This window comes from Burkholderia sp. MSMB1072 (assembly GCF_001524725.1).
Classification (GTDB): Bacteria; Pseudomonadota; Gammaproteobacteria; order Burkholderiales; family Burkholderiaceae; genus Burkholderia.
Genome location: NZ_LOYC01000009.1, coordinates 590,866 through 612,620 on the forward strand (window position 1 = coordinate 590,866; position 21,755 = coordinate 612,620).

Annotated in this window: 19 protein-coding genes; 7 read left to right on the forward strand and 12 right to left on the reverse strand. The window is 67.5% G+C overall.

What is annotated here, in order from left to right; genetic code table 11:
* Positions 1 to 17: 17 nt before the first annotated feature.
* From WS89_RS04660 to WS89_RS04670, 3 genes are all read left to right on the forward strand, one after another.
* Positions 18 to 206 (forward strand): 4-oxalocrotonate tautomerase, encoded by a 189-nt coding sequence (locus WS89_RS04660; protein WP_059789651.1) that lies wholly within the window; start codon positions 18 to 20, stop codon positions 204 to 206.
* A gap of 430 nt (positions 207 to 636) precedes the next feature.
* Positions 637 to 858 (forward strand): hypothetical protein, encoded by a 222-nt coding sequence (locus WS89_RS04665; RefSeq protein ID WP_059500250.1) that lies wholly within the window; start codon positions 637 to 639, stop codon positions 856 to 858.
* Between the two features lie 150 nt (positions 859 to 1,008).
* Positions 1,009 to 5,850 carry an NAD-glutamate dehydrogenase gene (locus WS89_RS04670; RefSeq protein ID WP_059500249.1) on the forward strand — a complete coding sequence of 1,614 codons (4,842 nt, stop codon included), beginning with the start codon at positions 1,009 to 1,011 and terminating at the stop codon, positions 5,848 to 5,850.
* 25 nt (positions 5,851 to 5,875) lie between these two features.
* On the opposite strand, the gene WS89_RS04675 is transcribed toward WS89_RS04670, so the two are convergent.
* The 6 genes from WS89_RS04675 to WS89_RS04700 all read right to left on the reverse strand — a co-directional run bounded on the left by WS89_RS04675 (position 5,876) and on the right by WS89_RS04700 (position 10,845).
* Positions 5,876 to 6,736: a class I SAM-dependent methyltransferase gene (locus WS89_RS04675; protein ID WP_059789741.1), complete on the reverse strand. Its 861-nt coding sequence runs from the start codon at positions 6,734 to 6,736 to the stop codon at positions 5,876 to 5,878.
* 10 nt (positions 6,737 to 6,746) lie between these two features.
* Positions 6,747 to 7,097 (reverse strand): VOC family protein, encoded by a 351-nt coding sequence (locus WS89_RS04680; RefSeq protein WP_059789652.1) that lies wholly within the window; start codon positions 7,095 to 7,097, stop codon positions 6,747 to 6,749.
* Between the two features lies 1 nt (position 7,098).
* Positions 7,099 to 7,275, reverse strand: coding sequence for a ribbon-helix-helix domain-containing protein (locus WS89_RS04685; RefSeq protein ID WP_059500247.1), 177 nt, complete (start codon positions 7,273 to 7,275; stop codon positions 7,099 to 7,101).
* A 99-nt stretch (positions 7,276 to 7,374) separates the two neighbouring features.
* Complete coding sequence (locus WS89_RS04690; protein WP_059789653.1) at positions 7,375 to 8,202, reverse strand: arylamine N-acetyltransferase family protein; 828 nt, start codon at positions 8,200 to 8,202, stop codon at positions 7,375 to 7,377.
* A gap of 127 nt (positions 8,203 to 8,329) precedes the next feature.
* Entirely contained in the window at positions 8,330 to 9,016 is a 687-nt protein-coding gene (locus tag WS89_RS04695) for a hypothetical protein (protein ID WP_059500245.1), read from the reverse strand.
* Positions 9,017 to 9,360: 344 nt separating this feature from the next.
* On the reverse strand, positions 9,361 to 10,845 hold the full coding sequence (locus WS89_RS04700; protein ID WP_059789654.1) for an amidase: 1,485 nt from the start codon (positions 10,843 to 10,845) through the stop codon (positions 9,361 to 9,363).
* Positions 10,846 to 11,187: 342 nt separating this feature from the next.
* On the opposite strand from WS89_RS04700, the gene WS89_RS04705 reads away from it, so the two are divergent.
* From WS89_RS04705 to WS89_RS04715, 3 genes are all read left to right on the forward strand, one after another.
* Positions 11,188 to 11,622, forward strand: coding sequence for a universal stress protein (locus tag WS89_RS04705; protein WP_059789655.1), 435 nt, complete (start codon positions 11,188 to 11,190; stop codon positions 11,620 to 11,622).
* Positions 11,623 to 12,099: 477 nt separating this feature from the next.
* Positions 12,100 to 12,348, forward strand: coding sequence for a hypothetical protein (locus WS89_RS04710; RefSeq protein ID WP_059789656.1), 249 nt, complete (start codon positions 12,100 to 12,102; stop codon positions 12,346 to 12,348).
* A 126-nt stretch (positions 12,349 to 12,474) separates the two neighbouring features.
* Positions 12,475 to 12,948: a nuclear transport factor 2 family protein gene (locus WS89_RS04715; protein ID WP_059789657.1), complete on the forward strand. Its 474-nt coding sequence runs from the start codon at positions 12,475 to 12,477 to the stop codon at positions 12,946 to 12,948.
* A gap of 22 nt (positions 12,949 to 12,970) precedes the next feature.
* Here the strand turns inward: WS89_RS04715 and WS89_RS04720 are convergent, their stop codons facing one another.
* Positions 12,971 to 13,768: a BPL-N domain-containing protein gene (locus WS89_RS04720; RefSeq protein WP_257128118.1), complete on the reverse strand. Its 798-nt coding sequence runs from the start codon at positions 13,766 to 13,768 to the stop codon at positions 12,971 to 12,973.
* A gap of 386 nt (positions 13,769 to 14,154) precedes the next feature.
* On the opposite strand from WS89_RS04720, the gene acnB reads away from it, so the two are divergent.
* Positions 14,155 to 16,740 carry a bifunctional aconitate hydratase 2/2-methylisocitrate dehydratase gene (gene acnB / locus WS89_RS04725; protein WP_059500240.1) on the forward strand — a complete coding sequence of 862 codons (2,586 nt, stop codon included), beginning with the start codon at positions 14,155 to 14,157 and terminating at the stop codon, positions 16,738 to 16,740.
* A gap of 161 nt (positions 16,741 to 16,901) precedes the next feature.
* Here acnB and WS89_RS04730 read toward each other — a convergent pair whose 3' ends face one another.
* From WS89_RS04730 to WS89_RS04750, 5 genes are all read right to left on the reverse strand, one after another.
* Positions 16,902 to 17,315 carry a PPC domain-containing DNA-binding protein gene (locus WS89_RS04730; protein ID WP_059789659.1) on the reverse strand — a complete coding sequence of 138 codons (414 nt, stop codon included), beginning with the start codon at positions 17,313 to 17,315 and terminating at the stop codon, positions 16,902 to 16,904.
* Between the two features lie 73 nt (positions 17,316 to 17,388).
* Positions 17,389 to 17,940: a GNAT family N-acetyltransferase gene (locus tag WS89_RS04735; RefSeq protein ID WP_059789660.1), complete on the reverse strand. Its 552-nt coding sequence runs from the start codon at positions 17,938 to 17,940 to the stop codon at positions 17,389 to 17,391.
* A gap of 170 nt (positions 17,941 to 18,110) precedes the next feature.
* Positions 18,111 to 19,511 (reverse strand): MFS transporter, encoded by a 1,401-nt coding sequence (locus WS89_RS04740; RefSeq protein ID WP_059500237.1) that lies wholly within the window; start codon positions 19,509 to 19,511, stop codon positions 18,111 to 18,113.
* Positions 19,512 to 19,548: 37 nt separating this feature from the next.
* On the reverse strand, positions 19,549 to 20,793 hold the full coding sequence (locus WS89_RS04745; RefSeq protein ID WP_059789742.1) for an NAD(P)/FAD-dependent oxidoreductase: 1,245 nt from the start codon (positions 20,791 to 20,793) through the stop codon (positions 19,549 to 19,551).
* Positions 20,793 to 21,752: a VOC family protein gene (locus WS89_RS04750; RefSeq protein ID WP_059789661.1), complete on the reverse strand. Its 960-nt coding sequence runs from the start codon at positions 21,750 to 21,752 to the stop codon at positions 20,793 to 20,795. The genes WS89_RS04745 and WS89_RS04750 overlap by 1 nt, the downstream gene beginning before the upstream one ends.
* Between the last annotated feature and the right edge of the window lie 3 nt (positions 21,753 to 21,755).

Genomic DNA, 21,755 nt, shown 5'->3' on the forward strand with positions numbered 1-21,755 from the left:
CAACCGGAGCATCTGTCATGCCGACTTTCAATATCCAGCTCTTCGAAGGCCGCACCGTCGAGCAAAAGCGCGCATTCGTCGAAGCAATCACGCGCGTCACGTGCGAAGCGCTCGGCTGCACGCCGGGCTCGGTCGATATCATCCTGACCGACGTGAAGAAGGAGAACTGGGCGACGGCCGGGAAGCTGTGGAGTGACGAGCGCTGAAACCGCGTCACACCGAAACGGCGCGCTTCCGAAACACGGGAGCGCGCCGTCATCGTCCGATCACGACGCGGTTCCGATCCGACCGCCCCTCAATCGATATCCCGCAGCGTCTTCAAATATCCGATCGCATCAGCTATCTCGAAATATCGCCGTTGACAACGATTCTCGCTACCACCAACTTTCGGGAACATCGCGGCGTCCAGCGAGCATTCCGATCCCACTGCGAAGTGAATCAAAGGCTTTCCGCAGATTTTTGCGAAAATACCTTCGCATAACGAATCATTGCTTCTGCCTTGGCACGCGAAACAGCGTCGTTGTTTTCGCCGGCAACCCGACCATCGGCAACGCACTTGGGCCCCTACCGCAGCCCCGAATGCGGAGAGAAATACGCGAGCAAATACTCGCCAATGACCGTACCGACAGGCAATACATGATCTCGGACCAACACGTCGCACGTGCGCTGAACGATCTGATCCTGCAAATGGGCGCCGATCTGGACCGCTCCTTGCTAACAGTGAAAGCGTCGTGTCCCGACGCCGAGTTCGTGATCTATCGCAAATTCGTTTCGTCGCTGTTGACCACGATGCTGGTCGACTTCATGAGTCCGCTCCATGCACGGCACCCCGACCTGAAGCCTCCCGAACTCTCGTGATCCCGGCCCGCGCCGCCCGTCACGGGCGGTGCGGGCGGCTTTCGCGGCGCGGGCCCTCGCCCATTGTGCGCCCGCACATCGCTTTGTCACGCAATCGGCGCATAATGCCGGACAGACGCAGCAGCCAATGGCCACCCGACGGAGACCGCCATGGAAGCGAAGAACGAGGAAGTCGTCGCACACCTGCTCTCCGACGTCGTCGAATTCGCGCGCGCTCGGCTGCCCGAAGCCACGTTCCGGATCGTCGAACCCTTCCTGCGTCACTACTACGATTTCGTCGACGCCGACGATCTGCAGAACCGCAGCATCGCCGACCTGTACGGCGCCGCGATGGCGCACTGGCAAACCGCCCAGAAATTCGTGCCCGGCAGCGAACGCCTGCGCGTGTACAACCCGATCCTCGAACAGCACGGCTGGCATTCCGACCACACGGTGATCGAGATCGTCAACGACGACATGCCGTTCCTGGTCGACTCGGTGACGATGGCCGTCAACCGTCTCGGGCTCGCGCTGCACTCGGCGCTGCACCCGGTGTTCCGCATCTGGCGCGGTGCCGGCGGCGGCATCGAGCGTGTCGACGCGGGCGGCGCGACGTCCGCCGACGGCCAGTCGCAACTCGCGTCGTTCATCCATTTCGAAGTCGACCGCTGCGGCGACGCCGCGTTGCTCGACACGCTGCGCGAGGACATCGCGCGCGTGCTCGGCGACGTGCGCGCGTCGGTCGAGGACTGGCCGAAGATCGTCGACATCGCCCGCGCGACGATCAAGGAGATGAAGGCGCGCGAATCGACCGCGGAGGACATCGAGGCGCGCGCGTTCCTCGAATGGATGGCCGCCGATCACTTCACGTTCCTCGGTCAGCGCGACTACGCGCTCGTATCGGACGGCACGGGCTTCGGCCTGCGCGGCATCGAGGGCTCGGGCTTCGGCATCCTGCGCGAATCGCTGCGCACGTCCGATGCGCCCGACGTGACGCCGCTGCCGCAGGCCGCCGCCGACATCATCACCGGCGCATGGCCGATCTTCCTGACCAAGGCGAATTCGCGCGCGACCGTGCACCGCCCCGGCTATCTCGACTACGTCGGCGTGAAGCTCGTCGGCGCCGACGGCAAGGTCACCGGCGAGCGCCGCTTCATCGGGCTCTACACGTCGACCGCGTACATGGTGTCGAGCGCCGAGATCCCGATCGTGCGCCGCAAATGCGCGAACATCGTGCGGCGCGCGGGCTTCTTGCCGAAGGGGCATCTCGGCAAGTCGCTGGTGACGGTGCTCGAAACCTATCCGCGCGACGAACTGTTCCAGGCCGACGAAGACCAGCTCTACGACATCGCGCTCGGCATCCTGCGCCTGCAGGAACACCAGCGCACGCGCCTGTTCGTGCGCCGCGACCGCTTCGACCGCTTCGTGTCGTGCCTCGTGTTCGTGCCGCGCGACAAGTACAACACCGACCTGCGCCGCCGCATCGCGAAGCTGCTCGTCGATGCGTACAACGGCGTGAACGTCGAATTCACGCCGCTGCTGTCGGAATCGGCGATCGCACGGATTCATTTCGTCGTGCATGCCGAACCGGGCACGATGCCCGACGTCGACACGCGCGAACTCGAAACGCGGCTCGTGCAGGTCACGCGCCGCTGGCAGGACGACCTCGCCGACGCGCTGCTCGACGCATTCGGCGAAGAGCAAGGCAACCGTCTGCTGCAGCGCTACGCGGAATCGTTCCCGGCCGGCTATCGCGACGACTATCCGGCGCGTACGGCCGTGCGCGACATCGAGCTGATCGAGCGCGTGAAGGATTCGGGCCAGCTCGCGATGAACCTGTACCGGCCGATCGAGGCCGAGCCGCGCGCGTTCCGCTTCAAGGTCTATCGCGCGGGCGACCCGATCGCGCTGTCGCGCAGCCTGCCGATGCTCGAACACCTCGGCGTGCGCGTCGACGAGGAGCGGCCGTACCGGATCCAGACGCAGGACGGCACGCATGCGTGGGTACACGATTTCGGGCTGGAGCTCGCCGACGATACCGAATTCGACATCGAGCGCGTGAAAGGCCTGTTCGAGGATGCATTCGACCGGATCTGGAGCGGCCGGATCGAGAACGACGACTTCAACCGCCTCGTGCTGCGCGCACACCTGAGCGCACGGGAAGTGACGATCCTGCGCGCATATGCGAAATACCTGCGGCAGGTCGGCTCGACCTTCAGCGATGCCTATATCGAACGCGCGCTGACCGGCAATCCGGCGATCGCGCGGCAACTCGTCGAGCTGTTCCTGCTGCGCTTCGACCCGCACATCGGCAACACGCGCGACGTGCAGGCCGAACGGCTGCTGAAGGCGATCGAAGGCGCGCTCGACCAGGTGCCGAACCTCGACGAAGACCGCATCCTGCGCCAGTTCCTCGGCGTGATCAACGCGACCGAGCGCACGAACTACTTCCTCGCCGACGCGAACGGCGAATCGAAGCCGTACCTGTCGTTCAAGTTCGATCCGGCGAAGGTGCCCGGGCTGCCCGAACCGAAGCCGATGTTCGAGATCTGGGTGTATTCGCCGCGTGTCGAGGGCGTGCACCTGCGCGGCGGCCGCGTCGCGCGCGGCGGCCTGCGCTGGTCGGATCGCCGCGAGGATTTCCGCACCGAGGTGCTCGGGCTGATGAAGGCGCAGATGGTGAAGAACGTCGTGATCGTGCCGGTCGGCTCGAAAGGCGGCTTCGTCGTGAAGAACCCGCCGCCGCCGAGCGATCGCGAAGCATGGATGCGCGAAGGCATCGCGTGCTACCAGACGTTCCTGCGCGGGCTGCTCGACCTGACCGACAACCTCGCCGGCAACGCGATCGTGCCGCCGCCCGACGTCGTGCGTCACGACCCCGACGATCCGTACCTGGTCGTCGCCGCCGACAAGGGCACGGCCACCTTCTCCGACTATGCGAACGCGATCTCGCACGAATACGGCTTCTGGCTCGACGACGCGTTCGCATCCGGCGGCTCGGTCGGCTACGACCACAAGAAGATGGCGATCACCGCGCGCGGCGCGTGGGAATCGGTGAAGCGGCACTTCCGCGAGATGGGCGTCGACACGCAGACCACCGACTTCACCGTGGTCGGCATCGGCGACATGTCGGGCGACGTGTTCGGCAACGGGATGCTGCTGTCGCCGCATATCCGGCTCGTCGCCGCGTTCGATCACCGGCACGTGTTCCTCGACCCGAACCCCGACCCGGCGACGAGCTTCGCGGAGCGCCAGCGTATGTTCGCGCTCGAGCGCTCGAGCTGGGCCGACTACGACACGGCCGCGATTTCGCCGGGCGGCGGCGTGTATCCGCGCACCGCGAAGACGATCCCGCTGTCGCCGGCCGTGCAGGCCGTGCTCGGCATCGACGCGCACGCACTGCCGCCGACCGAGCTGATCCGCGCGATCCTCCAGGCGCCGGTCGACCTGCTGTACAACGGCGGCATCGGCACCTACGTGAAGGCGACGCGCGAAACTCATGCGCAGGTCGGCGACCGCGCGAACGACGCGGTGCGCGTGAACGGCGCGGACCTGCGCTGCAAGGTCGTCGGCGAAGGCGGCAATCTCGGCTGCACGCAGTTCGGCCGCATCGAGTTCGCGCAGCGCGGCGGCCGCATCAACACCGATGCGATCGACAACTCGGCCGGCGTCGATTGTTCGGATCACGAAGTCAACATCAAGATCCTGCTCGGGCTCGTCGTCTCCGACGGCGAGATGACCGAGAAGCAGCGCAACGCGCTGCTCGCCGAGATGACCGACGAAGTCGGGCTGCTCGTGCTGCGCGACAACTACTACCAGACGCAGGCGCTGTCGATCGCGGGCCGCCATGCGGTCGAACTGCTCGACGCCGAGGCGCGCCTGATGCGCTGGCTCGAACGCGCGGGCCGCCTGAACCGCGTGATCGAATTCCTGCCGACCGACGACGAAGTCGCCGAGCGGCAGGCCGCGAAGCTCGGCCTCACGTCGCCGGAGCGCGCGGTACTGCTCGCGTACAGCAAGATGTGGCTCTACGACGCGCTGCTCGAATCCGACGTGCCGGAGGATCCGCTGGTGGCCGCGATGCTCGTCGACTACTTCCCGAAGCCGCTGCAACAGCGCTTCAGCGAGCCGATGCGCCGCCATCCGCTGCGCCGTGAAATTCTCGCGACGCACCTGACCAACGCGCTCGTGAACCGCGTCGGCTGCGCATTCGTGCACCGGCTGATGGAGGAGACCGACGCGAAGCCCGGCGACATCGTACGCGCGTGCATCATGGCGCGCGACGTGTTCGACCTCGATGCGGTATGGCGCGACATCGACGCGCTCGACAACCGCGTCGCCGACGACGTGCAGGCGCGCATGTTCGTCGACGTCGCGCGGCTGCTGGAGCGCGCGGCGCTGTGGTTCCTGCGGCATCTGCAGTCGGGTGCGGTGGCCGACGGCGGCGTCGCCGGATTGATCGCGCGCTGCCGCGACGCGGTGCAGCGCATCGCGCCGCAACTGCCGTCGCTGCTGCCGGCCGACGATCTCGATGCGCTGTCCGAGCGGCAACGCGTGCTGGTCGACGCCGGCGTCGACGCCGCGCTCGCCGGGCGCGTCGCGAGCGGCGACATCTCGGCCGCGCTGCTCGACATCGCCGAAGTGGCGGCGACCTGCCATCGCAGCCTCGAACTGGTCGCGGGCGTCTACTTCTCGCTCGGCACGCTGCTCAACTACGGGTGGATCGGCGAACGCGCGGCCACGCTGCCGACGCCGACGCACTGGGACATGCTGGCGCGCGCGGCCGCGCTCGCGGAAGTCGCGCGGCTCAAGCGCACGCTTGCCACCAGCGCGCTGGCGGAATCGCCCGATTCGACCACGCCGGACACGATCGTCGGCGCGTGGCGCGCGCGCCGCGAGACCGCGCTCGCGCGCTACGAGCACCTGCTCGCCGATCTGCGCGCGTCGGGCGGCGCGAGCCTCGCGGTGCTGCTCGTGGTCGTGCGGGAGATGGCCGTGCTCGAACGGGCGTGAAGCTCACACGCGCGGCACGCCGCGGTCACACCGTCGCGACGAGCAGTTCCTCCGCGCGATTCGGCGGGCACAACCCGTCGGTACGATCGGCGAAATAGCGGCGCGTGAGGTCCGCCGCCGACACGTGCTCGGCCCGCGTGAAGCCGGCTTGCGTCGCGAGCGCGCAAATCTGCGCCGGCGTGAAGAAACTGATGAACGGCGTGCCGCTCTCGCGCGCGCCCTTGGCGGCCATTTCGAGGCCCGGGCGCACGTCGGGATCGGCATGCTCGAGCGGCAGCAGGAAGGTCATCGCGAACGTCGAGCCCGGCGCGAGCGACGCCACCTCGCGCAACGCCGCCACGTTCGCTTCGTGCGTCAGGTACATGCTCACGCCGGTGGACACCACGACTGCCGGTTTGTCCGCATCGAAGCCCGCCCGCACGAGCGCGTCGTGCCACGATTGCTTCGCTTCGAAATCGACCGGCACGAAGCGCAGCCAGTCCGGCACGCCGAAGCCGAGTTCGATCAGGCGGCGGCGTTTCCACGCCTGAGGCGCGGGCGGATCGACCTCGAAGACGGTCAGTCGCGATGCCATCTCGGGCCGGCGCTGCACGAAACTGTCGAGGCCCGCGCCCAGGATCACGTACTGGTTCACGCCCCGCGCGGCCTCGTCGACGACGAGATCCTCGATGAAGCGCGCCCGCGCGACGATCGACGCGCGAAACGGCCGCGTGAAGCGCTGATCCATGTCGCCACGCCGCTGCCAGCCGGGCGGCGGCGCGAGCAGACGCAGGCCGACTTCATCGGCGAGCACGTGCGGCGGCTCATCGAGTTCGACGTGAAGCGCGCGCCACAGCGCGACGCGCTCGGCGGTGCTGTCGGGCCCATCCTGATGGCGGTCGGTCATCGTCATCACCTCATGCACCGGACTTGCCCGGCGCCTGCAGGCGCCACACGCGCCCGTCCGGATCGCGCACGGTCATGTCGCGCGTGCCCCAGTGCGTATCCTCGAACGGCGTGACCACGTCGACGATCGGTTGCGGCCGCACGGCCTGCTCGTCGGGCACCTTCAGCACGACCTGCATGTCGGGCTTCTCGCTCGCCGGCACCTCGGCGATGAACAGGAACGGGCCGTCGCCGCACCTGAGCTGGCCCGAGTGATGATCGGTTTCGAATTCCAGCGTGAAGCCCAGCGCCTGGAAAAACTTCGCCGACTTGCCCCAGTTGTGCGTCGTCAGGTACACGGCTTCGATTCGCTCGGATGACATGTCACTCCTCCTTGTCGGATGGGCCGGCCCCCGGTTGCGGAGCGGCCAGATACGCGCGCAATGCGTCGGCCACCAGCGCGGACAGCGACTGCTCCGTCTCGATGGCGCGATGCTTGACCTGCCGGATCAGGCTCAGCGGCAGGTACACGTTGAATTGCTTCACTTCTTCGTCGGTCATGGTTACTAGTATGCTAGCAAACTAGCAAAAGTCAACCGAAGACGATGGCGGGACGGTCACGGCCCGCGTGCGAGCCGCCGGCGATGTCGTGTATCCGTGTTACGTCGCGCGCGCCGCGAGCCGCGCGAACAGCGCGTCGAGATCGAATCCCGCCGTATCGATGCCGATCGTGTCGCGCAGGCACGCCGCCCAGTCGGCCGCATCGTCGAACGTGACCGTGCGCCCGGCTCCCGCCGCGTCGCGCAGCGTCAGCACGGTGTTGAGCAACGCCGCGCGGCCATCCGGCAGCACACGGCACGCGATCAGGTCGTTCACGAAGATCGATTCGGGATACGTCGACGTAAACCAGTTCGCGGCTTCGTAATCGATCCACTCGGCCGGCTTCAGCGAGAAGCGGTAGGTCGTCTGCCAGCCGTCGGGGATCTCGAACTGCATGTCGAATTCGCCATCGACCGGTGCATCGATCACGCGAAACGCGCCGTGCGGCGTCAGTTGCCGCTCGCCCGGCACGAAGCGCAGCGGCGCGGTCAGCGTCGCGCTGCCGAAGCCGATGTCCGCGAGCCACGCCGCGCCGTCGAGATCGATGCGCAGCAGCATGTGCGTCTGCGCGGTGACGATCTCGGGCGGCCGCATCCAGCGCACGCGCGCGATCAGCGGCGTCACGCGAAAGCCGATCGTCGTGAGCGCGGTGTAGAACAGCTTGTTGAGTTCGAAGCAGTAGCCGCCGCGGCGGCGTTCGATCACCTTGTTAACGAGCGCGGGCAGGTCGAGCGCGACCCGCGCGCCGGTCAGCGGATTGAGGTTTTCGAACGGGATTGCCTGCGGATGCAGCAGATGCAGCCGGCGCAGCACGTCCAGCGTCGGTTCGGCCGGGCCGTCGTAGCCGATGCGGGAGAAATAGCGCGAGAGGTCGAACGAGTCAGTCATGAACCGGCACCGATGGGAGGAACACGCCACGATAGCATCGCGCGAAATCCCCATGTTGTGCGGGGCCATGGCGCGTCACCGGCGCGCACGATGCCGGCCACAGCATCGCGCACGCCACCGCGCGGCGTTACGGCAGCAGCTTCAGCGCGGACGACGCGACCGACGGCACCGAAATGCCCTGGCTCGTCGCGAACTGCACGGCCTGGCCGAGCGTCGCGGCAAGCGACTGCAACTGGCCCGGCGCGCTTTGCGCGATATACGTCGCGGCCTGCATGTTCTGCGGATTCAGGCCAGATTGCAGCAACGACGCGGCGCTCGTCGAGCCGAGATTGCCGAGCCCCGACTGCAGTTGCGAATACTGCGTGAGGCCCTGCCCCAGCGACGCGAGGCCGTTGCTGAACGCCTGCTTGTCGATCGGGCCGTGCGTGGCGCCCCCGCTCGCGAATGCCTGGCCGAGCGCCTGCGACACCGATTGTTGCGCGCCGCCCATCTGCGACAGCGTGGCCGGCGACAGCGCATCGCCGCCGGACAACTGGCTCGCGGCCTGCTGCGCTTGCCCGGCCGCCCCCGTCAGCCCCATCGCCGACGCGAGCGACGACTGGCCGTTCAGCACCTGCTGGTTCGCACCGACATAGGCCTGCAGCAACTGCGCGACACCGCCCTGCGCAGGCGCCGCCTGCTGCTGCCCGCCGCCGAACAGCGACGCGCCGATCGACTGCAGGTCGAGCTGCGCGTGCGCGGCGCCGCTCACCAGGATGCCGAACGCGATGCCTGCCGAGGCCAGATGCCGGCCCGTCGCGCGAATGTGCTTCATGTGTTTCCCTCGTGCCCGAATGGTCGAGGCGATATTGTCGAAGCGCGTCGCGCGCCGCCGCAACGACTGAAACACATCGAAACGAAATCGGGCCGCGCCGCCGCTTGCAATCCGGCGGCCGACGGGCCCCGTCGCGCAGATTCCCGTGCGGTTGCCGCGCGATGTCGCGCACGTACCGCGATTCTTTCTCCGGTTGCATCAATGGATGCCGGCTCCGGCCTGCGGCGGCGACGCGACGCAATGCATCCGCCACGCGCTTCGCGTCGAGCGATGGACAACGAAACGGGCAGTCCGTCGCCGCCCGTTTCGTCGCCCGGCTTACCGGCTGCCTGCCGGCCGCGGTATTACGCTGCCATCCACGCCGGCACTCGCCGGGCCACCCAGCCGGCCGCCTGCTCGTAGCCGCGCGCAAGCTGCAGCACGGCGAGATCGGCGCGCGGACGACCGATCAGTTGCATCCCCATCGGCAAGCCGGCGTCGTTGAAACCGACCGGCACGTTGATCACCGGGCAGCCGGCCAGCGTCCACGGCACGACCGTTTCCATCCAGCGGTGATAGGTGTCCATCGCGCGGCCCGCGATCTCCTTCGGCCAGCGCTGGTCGACGTCGAACGGGAACACCTGCGCGGTCGGCGCCGCGATGAAGTCGTAACGGTCGAAGAAGCTCAGCGCCGCCTGATGCCAAGCGGTCCGTTCGACGCTCGCGTCGAACACCGCCGCGCCCTGCATCGCGAGCAGCCCCTCGACCTCGTAGATCGCCTCGGGCTTCAGCAGCGCGCGCCGCGCCGGGTCGCGATAGTGCGCGAGCAGCCCGCCGCCCGACAACAGGTGCCGGTGCGCGAGCCACAGGCGCCAGATCCGGTCGGGCGCGAACGCCGGCAGCGCCGCATCGACGTCGCAGCCGATCTCGCGCAGCGTCGCCAGCCCGCGCTCGCACTGCGCGAGCACGCCGGCCTCGGTCGCGAGATAGCCGTTCCAGTCGCCGACCCACGCGACGCGCTTGCCGCGCAGGTCCGCGTCGAGCGGCTGCGCGAACACCGCCGGATCTTCCGCGAGCGACAACGGATCGTTGCGGTCGTAGCCGGCCTGGATCGCGAGCAGTTGCGCGACGTCGCCGACCGTGCGGCCCATCGGCCCTTCGGTGCCGAGCTGCTGCATGAACACGTCGACGCCCGGCCAGCGCGGCACGCGGCCCTGCGACGGACGGAAGCCGTAGATGTTGCAGAACGCGGCCGGATTACGCAGCGAACCGCCGAAATCGCTGCCGTCCGCCACCGGCAGCATCCGCGACGCGAGCGCCGCCGCCGTGCCGCCGCTGCTGCCGCCCGCGCTCTTCGTCAGGTCGTACGGGTTGCGCGTCGCGCCGTAGACCTCGTTGAACGTGTGCGAACCGAGCCCGAACTCGGGCGTATTGGTCTTGCCGATGAAGATCGCGCCGGCCGCGCGCATCCGCGCGACGCCGACGGAGTCGGCCTGCGGCACGTTCTCGCGGAAGATCGGCGAGCCGTAAGTCGTGCGCAGCCCCTTCGTCATCGCCAGATCCTTCGGCGCCTGCGGCATCCCGTGCAGCCAGCCGCGGTACTCGCCGCGCGCCAGCTCCGCATCCTTTTCCGCGGCTTCCGCCAGCAGCGCATCGCGCTCGCGCAGCGCGACGATCGCGTTGACCGCGCCATTCACGCGCTCGATGTGATCGAGATACGCACGCATCGTCTCGACGCACGAAACCGCCTTGCCGTGGATCGCCGACGCAAGCTCGCCGGCCGACAGGCGCACGATCGGATCGACGGAAATGGAAGCGGGAGCGAGAAACTGCGGGGCGCCGTGCGGCATGCGGGTCTCCTGGGATGCGGTATCGGATGGCGCGCCGCCGGGCGGCGGCCGACGCTCTACTCTACGCGACGCGCCCCGGGCGACCTCCGATATTTTGCGGCGCAATTCATTGCGGATCCGACTGAATCGCGCTCGCGGCGAGAGTCCGCACCGACCGGCCGGGGCCGGCGCTACCGCTCGCTGCCGTTTATGCGCATAAACTTAAATTTCTTATATTTTTAATCGGTGCGTCACGGGGCTGCGTGCGTTAACGACATTTTTATGCGGCGGGCCGATCTCTTTAGATCGTTTCGTCCGGCCGCCCGCTACGCTGGAAGCACTTCGTTTCGGGGTTCATCATCCATGCTCAAGCTGCTGGTTCCGGTCGGCCATTCGCCGCGCTCGCTTCAGGCCGTCCGGCACGCGACTTTTCTGTATCGCGAGCGCTGCGCGTCGGAGGTCGTGTTGGTCAACGTGCAGGCACCGCTCGAATCGACGCGGCTCGAGGCCTATCACCCGCTGTCGCGGTTGCGCGCGATCGAGACACGATTCGCGACCGACGATCTCGCGATGGCCGAGCAGCTCCTGCGCGATGCGGACGTGAAATACAGCGTCGTGATGAAGGTCGGGCCGGTGGCCGATACGATTGCGGCCACGGCAGCCGAAACCGGGTGCGACGAGATCGTCGTGGCCGTGCCGGGACGCGATCCGCTGCATGCGTTGATGTCGGTGTTTCGGCGCAGCGTGATGGCCCGGCTGTTGCGGATTTCGAATGTGCCGGTAACGGCGGTGCAATGACGGGGACGGCGCGTCACGCGTGCGCACCGTGCGCACGCGGTCGCGCGGCGCTCACTCGATGACCTTGCGCCAGAACACGAAATAGGCGGCTGCCGAAGACGCCAGCAGCAGGATGGCCCACATCGGAGCAAGACTGATCAGGACGGACGAGACGTTCAACATTTGGATTCCTCACTATTTCGACAGCGATCTTCAACACCTGCCTGCTTGCCGGACCCGATGCGTCGAACCTGCATCGCGTTCCGTCAAATCATGCATTCATGCTATCGCTTTGAACGGCCGTGCGACCGCCGCCGCCGGCCCGCACCCTGACATTCGTCAAACTCGCGTGCATTGCCCGGCCATCGCACGGCGACGGAAAAACAGGACAGGATCGTCCTGCCTCGCCACCGCTTTCAGCAGACGTTTACCGGGGGGAAGCCCCAAGTGCTTCGTCGAACGTGTCCGCGTTACGCTTGAGCAACGAGGAGACGAACCATGAGACGAGCCGTACATATCGCCGTTTTCGCCCTGCTGGCCTATCTCATCGGCGATCGCGCGATCCTGCACGCGCAGGGCCGCGACGCCAGCCCGCTCGCGTGCGAGCAAGGCGCCGCGCAGGTGAGGGCCGATGCGCTCGGTCGCGGCTTCGGCGAAACCGCCGCCGGCAGCCAGAGCGAGGCCTTCATGTCGAGCTGCCTGGTGACGGGACGGAGCGATCAGGCCGTCGCGATGGCCGCCCGCTGACGCGTATCATCCGGCAGCGAGCCGGCTACGCCCGAAGTCGCGAGCACGGGCGTCGGTTCACGCTGCCTGCCCCACTGTCCCGATACGAACGCTACCGTCCACCCTCCCTGCCCCGTTAGCCCCGACATGACCGATCCGAACACCGCGTTGATCCAGCGCTTCTACACGGCCTTCCAGCAGCGCGACATCGACGCGATGCTCGCGTGCTATGCCGACGACGTCGTATTCAGCGATCCCGCATTCGGCGAACTGCGCGGCGAACTCGCACACGACATGTGGCGGATGCTGGTCGCGCGGGCGCAGGAATTCTCGCTGACGTTCGGCGAAGTTGCCGCGGACGACCAGACCGGGCACGCGAAGTGGAGCGCGCACTACCGGTTCGCCGCGACCGGACGGAGAGTGGTCAACCGGATCGATGCGCGATTCCGGTTTCGCGACGGACGCATCGTCGAGCATCGCGACCATTTCGACCTGTGGCGCTGGGCGCGTCAGGCGCTCGGGACGAAAGGCGCCCTGCTCGGCTGGACGCCTTTCATGCAGCGCGCGATCCGCGCGCAGGCACGGAAAAATCTCGACGCGTATCGCGCGAAACGGAAATGAGCCGCGCGCCGCGGCCGCTCTGCTACGGCGTCATCGTCGCGTTGATCAGGTCGTAGGCCATGTCCGGCACCACGCCGTCCGGGTTCTCGAGGCCGTTCCGGCGATACCAGCTTTCATCGGCCTCCGGATGCGGGCCGGCAAGGCCGACGCGTCCTTTGCCGTAGCGGTACGTGGCGGCCGCGATGTCCTTGTTCGGGTAGATCGCCAGCACGATCCCGCCGGAGCCGATCGGCGCGACCGGGAGCGTCGCGCCGTCCTGATAGTAGATCCAGCGCTTCTTCCCGCGCCAGACGACCGGCGTCACCGTGTCGGCGATGCCGTGAAGCGCCGAGCCCGGCCTGTCGACCTCGGAGACGATATCGCCGGCAACCAGCCCGAAACCCTGCTCGCCGGCCAAATAGGCACCCATGCACAGTCCGAGATATCGGCCGCCGTTCGCTACGTAATGCCGCACGGCCCTGATTGCAGGCCGGCCGATGCTGGCTGCCGCGCCGGCGATATCCTGCCCGCCGCCGGGCTGCACGTAGAGCGCCGCACCGGCCAGCGCGGCGGGCGTGATCTTGAGCTTTTCCGCCGGCCCCACGTAGATTACGCGGAACCGGTAGTCCGATTCCCGCAGGCGCCTGGCGATGGTTTCGGGGCACCCGTCGCACGCGGCAGGCCCGCGATAGACCAGCGCGACCGGCTGGCTCGCGGCGTCGCGCGCCGCATTGCGCGCTTCGTCGGCGGGCGTCGCCGCGTGAGCGGCCGGCGACGCGACAAGCGCCACCATCAGGAAAATCGCGTCTCTGGAGCGCATGTCGTGGATCGCCGGAGTCAAGGAAATCGCTACCGCCCGGGCCGAATCGACAGGCGCGCGACTGCTTGCGCCTCCCGTTCCGAAACCCGATTGCACGTTGCGTAACGCAAGCGTAGCGGCCCGAACGCGCCCGGTGTGTACCGTTTCCTGCGGGCTTGTGCAGATATGTGCGACATCGGGAATCCGAACCGACACCCTGTGCTCGCCCGCCCGGGCGCGCCCGGCAAGGCCGCGTCCCGCCACGCAACCACGCTTGCCGCGTTTCGCGCCGTCAACTCTTATATAAGACATAAGACATTTGACGTTGCACCCCGTTGAGATTAGAATTCCGCTCAAAGCAGTGCCTGGAATCGCCCCGGAGTGCCGGCAAGGCCTTCCCCTCAAACGCAATATCAGCAGGTCTCCCCATGCTTGAAAACTTTCGTGCTCACGTGGCCGCCCGCGCCGCGCTCGGTATTCCTCCCCTGCCGCTGACGGCTCAGCAGACCGCCGAACTGGTTGAATTGCTGACGAACCCGCCCGCCGGCGAAGAGCAGACGCTGCTCGAGCTGATCACCCATCGCGTGCCCGCGGGCGTCGACGAAGCCGCCCGCGTGAAGGCCGGCTTCCTGGCCGCCGTGGCCAAGGGCGAGACCGCCTGCCCGCTGATCTCGCGTGCGCGCGCCACCGAGCTGCTCGGCACGATGCTCGGCGGCTACAACATCCAGCCGCTGATCGAACTGCTGTCCGACGAAGCCGTCGCCGCAGTGGCCGCCGACGCGCTGAAGAAAACCCTGCTGATGTTCGACCAGTTCCATGACGTGAAGGAACTCGCCGACAAGGGCAACGCGCACGCGAAGTCCGTGCTGCAAAGCTGGGCGGATGCCGAATGGTTCACGAGCCGCCCGGAAGTGCCGGAAAGCCTGACCATCACCGTATTCAAGGTCACGGGCGAAACCAACACCGACGACCTGTCGCCGGCGCCGGACGCCACCACCCGCCCGGACATCCCGATGCACGCGCTGGCGATGCTGAAGAACGCGCGCCCGGGCATCACGCCGGAAGAAGACGGCAAGCGCGGGCCGGTCAAGTTCATCGAATCGCTGAAGGAAAAGGGCCACCTGGTCGCCTACGTCGGCGACGTGGTCGGCACCGGCTCCTCGCGCAAGTCGGCCACCAACTCGGTGCTGTGGTTCACCGGCGAAGACATCCCGTTCGTCCCGAACAAGCGCTTCGGCGGCGTATGCCTCGGCGGCAAGATCGCCCCGATCTTCTACAACACGATGGAAGACGCCGGCGCGCTGCCGATCGAGCTCGACGTGTCGCAAATGAACATGGGCGACGTGGTCGAACTGCGCCCGTACGAAGGCAAGGCGCTGAAGGACGGCAAGGTCATCGCCGAATTCCAGGTGAAGTCCGACGTGCTGTTCGACGAAGTGCGCGCCGGCGGCCGCATTCCGCTGATCATCGGCCGCGGCCTGACCGCGAAGGCGCGCGAAGCGCTGGGCCTGCCGCCGTCGACGCTGTTCCGCCTGCCGCACCAGCCGGCCGACAGCGGCAAGGGCTTCTCGCTCGCGCAGAAGATGGTCGGCCGCGCATGCGGCCTGCCCGAAGGCCAGGGCGTGCGCCCGGGCACGTACTGCGAACCGAAGATGACCTCGGTAGGCTCGCAGGACACCACGGGCCCGATGACCCGCGACGAACTGAAGGACCTCGCGTGCCTCGGCTTCTCGGCCGATCTCGTGATGCAGTCGTTCTGCCATACCGCCGCGTATCCGAAGCCGGTCGACGTGAAGACGCACCAGACGCTGCCGAACTTCATCAGCACGCGCGGCGGCATCGCGCTGCGCCCGGGCGACGGCGTGATCCACTCGTGGCTGAACCGCATGCTGCTGCCCGACACCGTCGGCACCGGCGGCGATTCGCACACGCGCTTCCCGATCGGCATCAGCTTCCCGGCTGGCTCGGGCCTCGTCGCGTTCGCGGCCGCCACCGGCACGATGCCGCTGGACATGCCGGAATCGGTGCTGGTCCGCTTCAAGGGCAAGATGCAGCCGGGCGTCACGCTGCGCGACCTCGTCAACGCGATTCCGCTGTACGCGATCAAGCAAGGCATGCTGACGGTCGCCAAGCAAGGCAAGAAGAACATCTTCTCGGGCCGCATCCTCGAAATCGAAGGCCTGCCCGACCTGAAGGTCGAGCAAGCGTTCGAGCTGTCGGATGCGTCCGCCGAGCGTTCGGCCGCCGGCTGCACGGTGCGCCTGAACAAGGAACCGATCATCGAGTACCTGAACAGCAACATCACGCTGCTCAAGTGGATGATCGCGCAGGGCTACCAGGATCCGCGCAGCCTGCAGCGCCGCATTGCAGCGATGGAACAGTGGCTGGCCGACCCGCAACTGCTCGCGCCGGATGCCGACGCCGAATACGCGGCCGTCATCGAGATCGACCTCGCCGACATCCACGAGCCGATCGTCGCGTGCCCGAACGACCCGGACGACGTGAAGACGCTGTCCGACGTCGCAGGCGCGAAGATCGACGAAGTGTTCATCGGCTCGTGCATGACCAACATCGGTCACTTCCGTGCCGCGTCGAAGCTGCTGGAAGGCAAGCGCGACATTCCGGTCAAGCTGTGGGTCGCGCCGCCGACCAAGATGGACCAGAAGCAGCTGACGGAAGAAGGTCACTACGGCGTGTTCGGCACGGCTGGCGCACGCACCGAAATGCCGGGCTGCTCGCTGTGCATGGGTAACCAGGCACAGGTGCGCGAAGGCGCGACGGTGATGTCGACGTCGACCCGCAATTTCCCGAACCGTCTGGGCAAGAACACGAACGTGTATCTCGGCTCGGCGGAACTGGCGGCGATCTGCTCGCGTCTGGGCAAGATCCCGACCAAGGAAGAGTACATGGCCGACATGGGCGTGCTCACCGCGAACGGCGACAAGATCTACCAGTACATGAACTTCGACCAGATCGAGGACTTCAAGGAAGTGGCCGACACCGTGCAGCTGTAAGCACGCAGTCGGGCTGCGGCGGGTGGTCGACGTCGCAGCGCACCGAAAGGCGCCGCGGGCCGACAGGCCGCGGCGCTTTTTTTCATGGAGTGCGTCTTGCGGAATGAGCGGTAACGGGACGCGCTTCGATGACCGGCGATTCTAGCGCCGCGTCGCGACACTCATGCGGCGCCGCCGCCCGGCTCGCGACGAATCGCCAGTTCGTTGAAGCCGGTGCCCGCATCGGGCTCGCGCGAGAAACGATGCGCGGGCAGCAGCGCGAGCAGGATCTCGGCTGTCGTGCGCACCACGCAGCCGGGCGCAACATGGCCGCCCGTCACGCGGCCGTCCGCGTCCGAGACCGACATATGCAGATGCGCGCCGTCCGGCGACACCGAGCCGGCCAGCGTCAGGATTTCGAGGTCGCCGCGCAGCTCGGCCGGCTGGTCGGCGCCGGCGAAGCGCAACTGCGCGACGCTCAGGCTGCCGATGCCCTGGATCACGAAGGCCGCGTGCGATTCCTGCCGATGCAACGCTGCTTCGATGGCGCCGCGCAGATCGTCGCCGGGGGAAAGGCGTAGAGGATGGGCTTGCATGGTCAATACCTGCGTTCGGGCCGTGGATTCGACCAAGGGTACGTTCGGGCGAGAAATCCGGCAAGCCGGCCACTTACGCACCGCGATCGCTCGCCAGCAACCCGTACAGTGCGCTGTCCGACACTTCGTCGCCGACGATCCACCGTTCGCGCAGCAGACCTTCCCGGACGAAACCCAGCCGTTCGAGCAGCCCCGCCGACGCAACGTTGCGCGGATCGATATCGGCCTCGAGCCGGTTCAGCCGCAGCGTGCCGAACGCATGATCGATCATCGCCGACGCCGCTTCGCGCATGTATCCGCCGCGCCAGAATGCGCGCCGCAGGCAAAAGCCGATCTCGGCGCGCCGGCATTGCGCGTTCGCATGGAACAGCGCGCACTCGCCGAGCGCTTCGCCGGTTTCCCGCAGTTCGAGCACGCAGACCAGGCTCTCCCCGCTCGCGGACGTCTGCACGTTGCGCGCGACGCGCGCCTCGGCCTGCTCGATCTCCGTCATCGGCAAGAACGAGAAGTAGCGCATCGCTTCCGCATCGGACCAGATCTCGAAGAAAGTCGGTGCGTCGGCGTCGCGAAGCGGCCGCAGGACGAGGCGGGAGGTATGCAGCGTGACGGGTTCGAACAAGGGCATGGCGACGGTCTGATGAAAATCGTGACCGTGAATTAGAACACGCGAGCCGTGTGGCAGCCGTGGCGCCCGTTCGCGGCGCCCGACATGAAACGACCGGATCGCCGTGAAATGAAGCGGCCCGGGCAACATCCGCCGGGCCTATGCACATCATCCGTGACTACCGGCCGCGCTTACGCTTCGAGCGCCTCCAGCACCTTCCCCTTCGTCTCGATCCCGACGAAGTGCACGGTCAGCGCCGCGATCAGCGGCACCACGCCGATCAGATAGAACGCCGGCGCGAGGTTCCCGCCGATGATCGCATGCGGCACGACCATCGGCGCGACGAACGACGCGATCTTCAGCCACGCGCTGCCGAGCCCGCAGCCCGACGCGCGGATGCTCGTCGGATACTGCTCGGGCGTATAGACGTACGCGGTAATGAACCCCGACGCCATCAGCCCGAGCGACAGCGAACAGAAGACCGCGACCACATACACCGACGACGCGTGATAGATGCCGGCGAGCGCCAGCGACAGCGCGCACAGCACGAACGACCACACGATCACCGGCTTGCGGCCGAGCTTGTCGACCAGCAGCGCGGAGGCCAGCGACCCGAGCACGCCCATCACCGAGCCGATCACCGCGAGGTTCAGCGCGAGCTGCAGCGGCGCGTGATAGAAGTTCTTGTAGATCGTCGGCAGCCACGTCGACAGCCCGTACTGGATGAACCCGCAGGTCGCCCACAACGTCGCCACCGCGAGCGTGCGCTTGCGATACGCGGCGCTGAACAGGTCGCTCATCCTGCGCTTCGGATGCTGGCGCACCATCTCGTCGAACGCGGCCGCTTGCGTGACCGGCGGCAGCTCGCCGCGCACCGATCCTTCGAACATGCCGACCGCGCGCCCGGCCTCCGCGAGCCGCCCGCGCGACGCGAGCCAGCGCGGCGATTCCGGCACGAGGCGCGTGAGCACGAGCGACAGGATCACCGGCAGCCCGCCGACGAAGTACATGATTTCCCAGCCGAAGCGCGGCACGAGCCACGCGCCGAGCGCCATCGACACGAGCAGGCCGATCGGGAACACGATCTCGTACAGCAGCACGAAGCGGCCGCGGCCATGCGCGCGCGTGATTTCGTTGATGTACGTGGCCGCGACCGGCAACTCGCCGCCGAGCCCGAGCCCCTGCAGGATCCGCAGCAGCACGAACACCTCGAACGTAGGCGCGAAGCCGCACGCGATACTCGTGATGCCGATCACGGCCGAACTCCACGCGATGGCCTTCACGCGGCCATGCTTTTCCGCGAGCGCGGGAAAGAGGAATGCGCCGATCAGCTGGCCGATCGCGCCGGACGCGATCAGCATGCCGATCTGCGTCGGCGACAGCCCCCATTTGTGAATCAGCAGCGGCAGCGTCGCCGCGATCGTGATCACGTCGAAGCCGTCGAAGAACGTCGCGGTGCCGATCAGCACGCGTGCGCGGATCTGCATCGCGTTGGCCGGAAGCCGCTCGAGCCGCGCGATGATCGCGCCGGGCGTGGAGGCGGCAGCTTCCATCGTGGCCCTGCCGGCCACGACGTTGTCGAAAGTGCTCATGCGGGGTGTCTCCTGGGTCTCTTTCCGGTTGGGCCGGTCAGGCAAGCGCTTGGGTCGTGTCTGCCAGAGCTTCCGTATCCACTGCCCGGCCCTGGTTCATCCACTTGCGCGCGAGCTTCAGCTCGCGTGCGTTGTTCACGGCGACGACACCTCTCACATGTCCGTCGCCCACGAAAAACAGCGTCGCACGACGCGCGGCGAGATCGCCGCGCACGACGAGCTGCGCATCGGCCGGCAGATCGCCGAGGATCTGCAGGTTCACGTCGTACTGATCGGACCAGAACCACGGAATCTCCGCGTACGGTGCGCGCACGCCGAGCACGGCTTTCGCGGCCGCGATCGCCTGGTTCTGCGCGTTCGCCCACGATTCCAGCCGCACGCGCCGCTTCAGCCAGCCGTTGTGATGGTTCGCGACGTCGCCGCACGCGAAGATCGCGGGGTCGCTGGTCGCGCCGTATTCGTCGACGACGATGCCGTCGTCGACCGCGAGCCCCGCGTCGCTCGCCAGCGACGCATTCAGCGCGAGACCGATGCCGGCCACCGCGAAATCGGCGTCGATCGTCGTGCCGTCGGCGAGCGTCGCGCGTACCTTCGACGCGTCGTCCGGCTGCGGGTCGAGCGACGCGAGCGCCGCGCCCATGCGCACGTCGACGCCGTTCGAACGATGCAGGTCGAGCAGGAAGTCGGACACGATCTGCGGCACCGAACGCCCGCACAGCCGCGGCGCGCCTTCGACCACGACGGCGTCTACGCCGAGCTTGCGCGCGGTCGCCGCGACTTCGAGGCCGATCCAGCCGCCGCCGATCACGAGCACGCGCCGGCTCGCCCGCAGCTTCTCGCCGAGCGCGGCCGCTTCGTCGAGCGTACGCAGGTAATGCAGGTTCGGCGTGTTGACGAGCGCATCGGGCAAGCGGCGCGACGTGCCGCCGGTCGCGATCACGAGACGGTCGTATTCGATCTCGCGGCCGCTTTCGGTCTTCACCACGCGGCGCGTGCGGTCGATCGACGCCGCGCGTTCCGGCTGCCATGCCTCGACGTTCAGCGCGTCGAATTCGTCGGGACGCACGACGCGCACGGTCTCGATGTCGGCGTCGCCGGCCAGCACGGCCTTCGACAGCGGCGGGCGCTCGTACGGCAGGTGCGGCTCGTCGGCGATCATCACGAGACGGCCCGCATACCCTTGCGCGCGCAACGTCTTCAACACCCAGCCGGCGGCCTGGCCGCCGCCGATCACGACCACCGTACCCGGCGCGGGCTGCGCGGGCGTATTCGCTTCGGGCATCATTTGCGCTCCGTCATGAACTTGCCTTCCGGCGCCTTCGCGTTCTTCTGCCGGCGCGTGTTGCCGTCCAGGCCGCCGTCGACGGCCCACTCGGCGAACACGGTCGGCCCCGGTTCGAATTCGCGCGGTTGCCAGTCCGGCGTCAGCACGTCCTCGTCCGCGTAGTACTCGATCAGCGCGCCGGCCGGATTCTGGAAGTACCAGAAGTACGCGGACGACACCGGGTGACGCCCCGGGCCGAGTTGCGTTTCCCAGCCGCAGCGGTCGATGTGCATGCCGCCGCCGAATACTTCGTGGATGTCGCGCACGGTGAATGCGACGTGGTTCAGGCCGCGTTTGCCGTTCGGCAGCGCGAGCAGGAACAGGTCGTGATGGCCGCCGTGCGGCGCGCAGCGCATGAACGCGCCGCGGCCCGGATACCGGTCCGACGTCTCGAAGCCGAGCAACTCGTGATAGAACCTTTCCTGCGCGTCGAGGCAGTTCGTGAAGAACACGACATGTCCGACCTCCACCGGCTCCGCACGCGCATAGATCGGGCTCGGCTGGTCCACGCGCAGTGTCCGGCCCCAAACGTTCGACGGCGAGCCCGCGATGTCGAGTGCGCGTTTGCGCGTGACTTCGACGCGAATCGCCATCCCGTTCGGGTCGATGCAGCCGAGCGCATCGTCCTGCGCGTAATAGCCGGGCTGGCCGGCCAGCTTGGTGCGCAACGCGTCGAGTTCGCCCTGCGTCGCGACGCCCCACGTGACTTCCCGCAGCGTCGGGCCCGCTTCGAACGCGGGCGGCAGCGACGGATCGTCGGCTTTCACGACCAGCACGGTGCAGCCGTTCAGCGTCTCGAAGCGTGCACGCGTGTCGTCGTGCGCGACTTCCTTCAACCCCCAGTCGGCGAAAAAGCGCCGGCAGGTGGCGAGGTCGTCGACACCGTAGGTGATCTGCTCGATTCCCAAAATGCTCATTGC

Bases quoted from the DNA above. Each gene is read 5' to 3' on its own strand.
- WS89_RS04660 (WP_059789651.1), top strand. From the start codon at position 18: ATGCCGACTTTCAATATCCAGCTCTTCGAAGGCCGCACCGTCGAGCAA.
- WS89_RS04665 (WP_059500250.1), top strand. From the start codon at position 637: ATGATCTCGGACCAACACGTCGCACGTGCGCTGAACGATCTGATCCTG.
- WS89_RS04670 (WP_059500249.1), top strand. From the start codon at position 1,009: ATGGAAGCGAAGAACGAGGAAGTCGTCGCACACCTGCTCTCCGACGTC.
- WS89_RS04675 (WP_059789741.1), bottom strand. From the start codon at position 6,736: ATGACCGACCGCCATCAGGATGGGCCCGACAGCACCGCCGAGCGCGTC.
- WS89_RS04680 (WP_059789652.1), bottom strand. From the start codon at position 7,097: ATGTCATCCGAGCGAATCGAAGCCGTGTACCTGACGACGCACAACTGG.
- WS89_RS04685 (WP_059500247.1), bottom strand. From the start codon at position 7,275: ATGACCGACGAAGAAGTGAAGCAATTCAACGTGTACCTGCCGCTGAGC.
- WS89_RS04690 (WP_059789653.1), bottom strand. From the start codon at position 8,202: ATGACTGACTCGTTCGACCTCTCGCGCTATTTCTCCCGCATCGGCTAC.
- WS89_RS04695 (WP_059500245.1), bottom strand. From the start codon at position 9,016: ATGAAGCACATTCGCGCGACGGGCCGGCATCTGGCCTCGGCAGGCATC.
- WS89_RS04700 (WP_059789654.1), bottom strand. From the start codon at position 10,845: ATGCCGCACGGCGCCCCGCAGTTTCTCGCTCCCGCTTCCATTTCCGTC.
- WS89_RS04705 (WP_059789655.1), top strand. From the start codon at position 11,188: ATGCTCAAGCTGCTGGTTCCGGTCGGCCATTCGCCGCGCTCGCTTCAG.
- WS89_RS04710 (WP_059789656.1), top strand. From the start codon at position 12,100: ATGAGACGAGCCGTACATATCGCCGTTTTCGCCCTGCTGGCCTATCTC.
- WS89_RS04715 (WP_059789657.1), top strand. From the start codon at position 12,475: ATGACCGATCCGAACACCGCGTTGATCCAGCGCTTCTACACGGCCTTC.
- acnB (WP_059500240.1), top strand. From the start codon at position 14,155: ATGCTTGAAAACTTTCGTGCTCACGTGGCCGCCCGCGCCGCGCTCGGT.
- WS89_RS04730 (WP_059789659.1), bottom strand. From the start codon at position 17,315: ATGCAAGCCCATCCTCTACGCCTTTCCCCCGGCGACGATCTGCGCGGC.
- WS89_RS04735 (WP_059789660.1), bottom strand. From the start codon at position 17,940: ATGCCCTTGTTCGAACCCGTCACGCTGCATACCTCCCGCCTCGTCCTG.
- WS89_RS04740 (WP_059500237.1), bottom strand. From the start codon at position 19,511: ATGAGCACTTTCGACAACGTCGTGGCCGGCAGGGCCACGATGGAAGCT.
- WS89_RS04745 (WP_059789742.1), bottom strand. From the start codon at position 20,793: ATGCCCGAAGCGAATACGCCCGCGCAGCCCGCGCCGGGTACGGTGGTC.
- WS89_RS04750 (WP_059789661.1), bottom strand. From the start codon at position 21,752: ATGAGCATTTTGGGAATCGAGCAGATCACCTACGGTGTCGACGACCTC.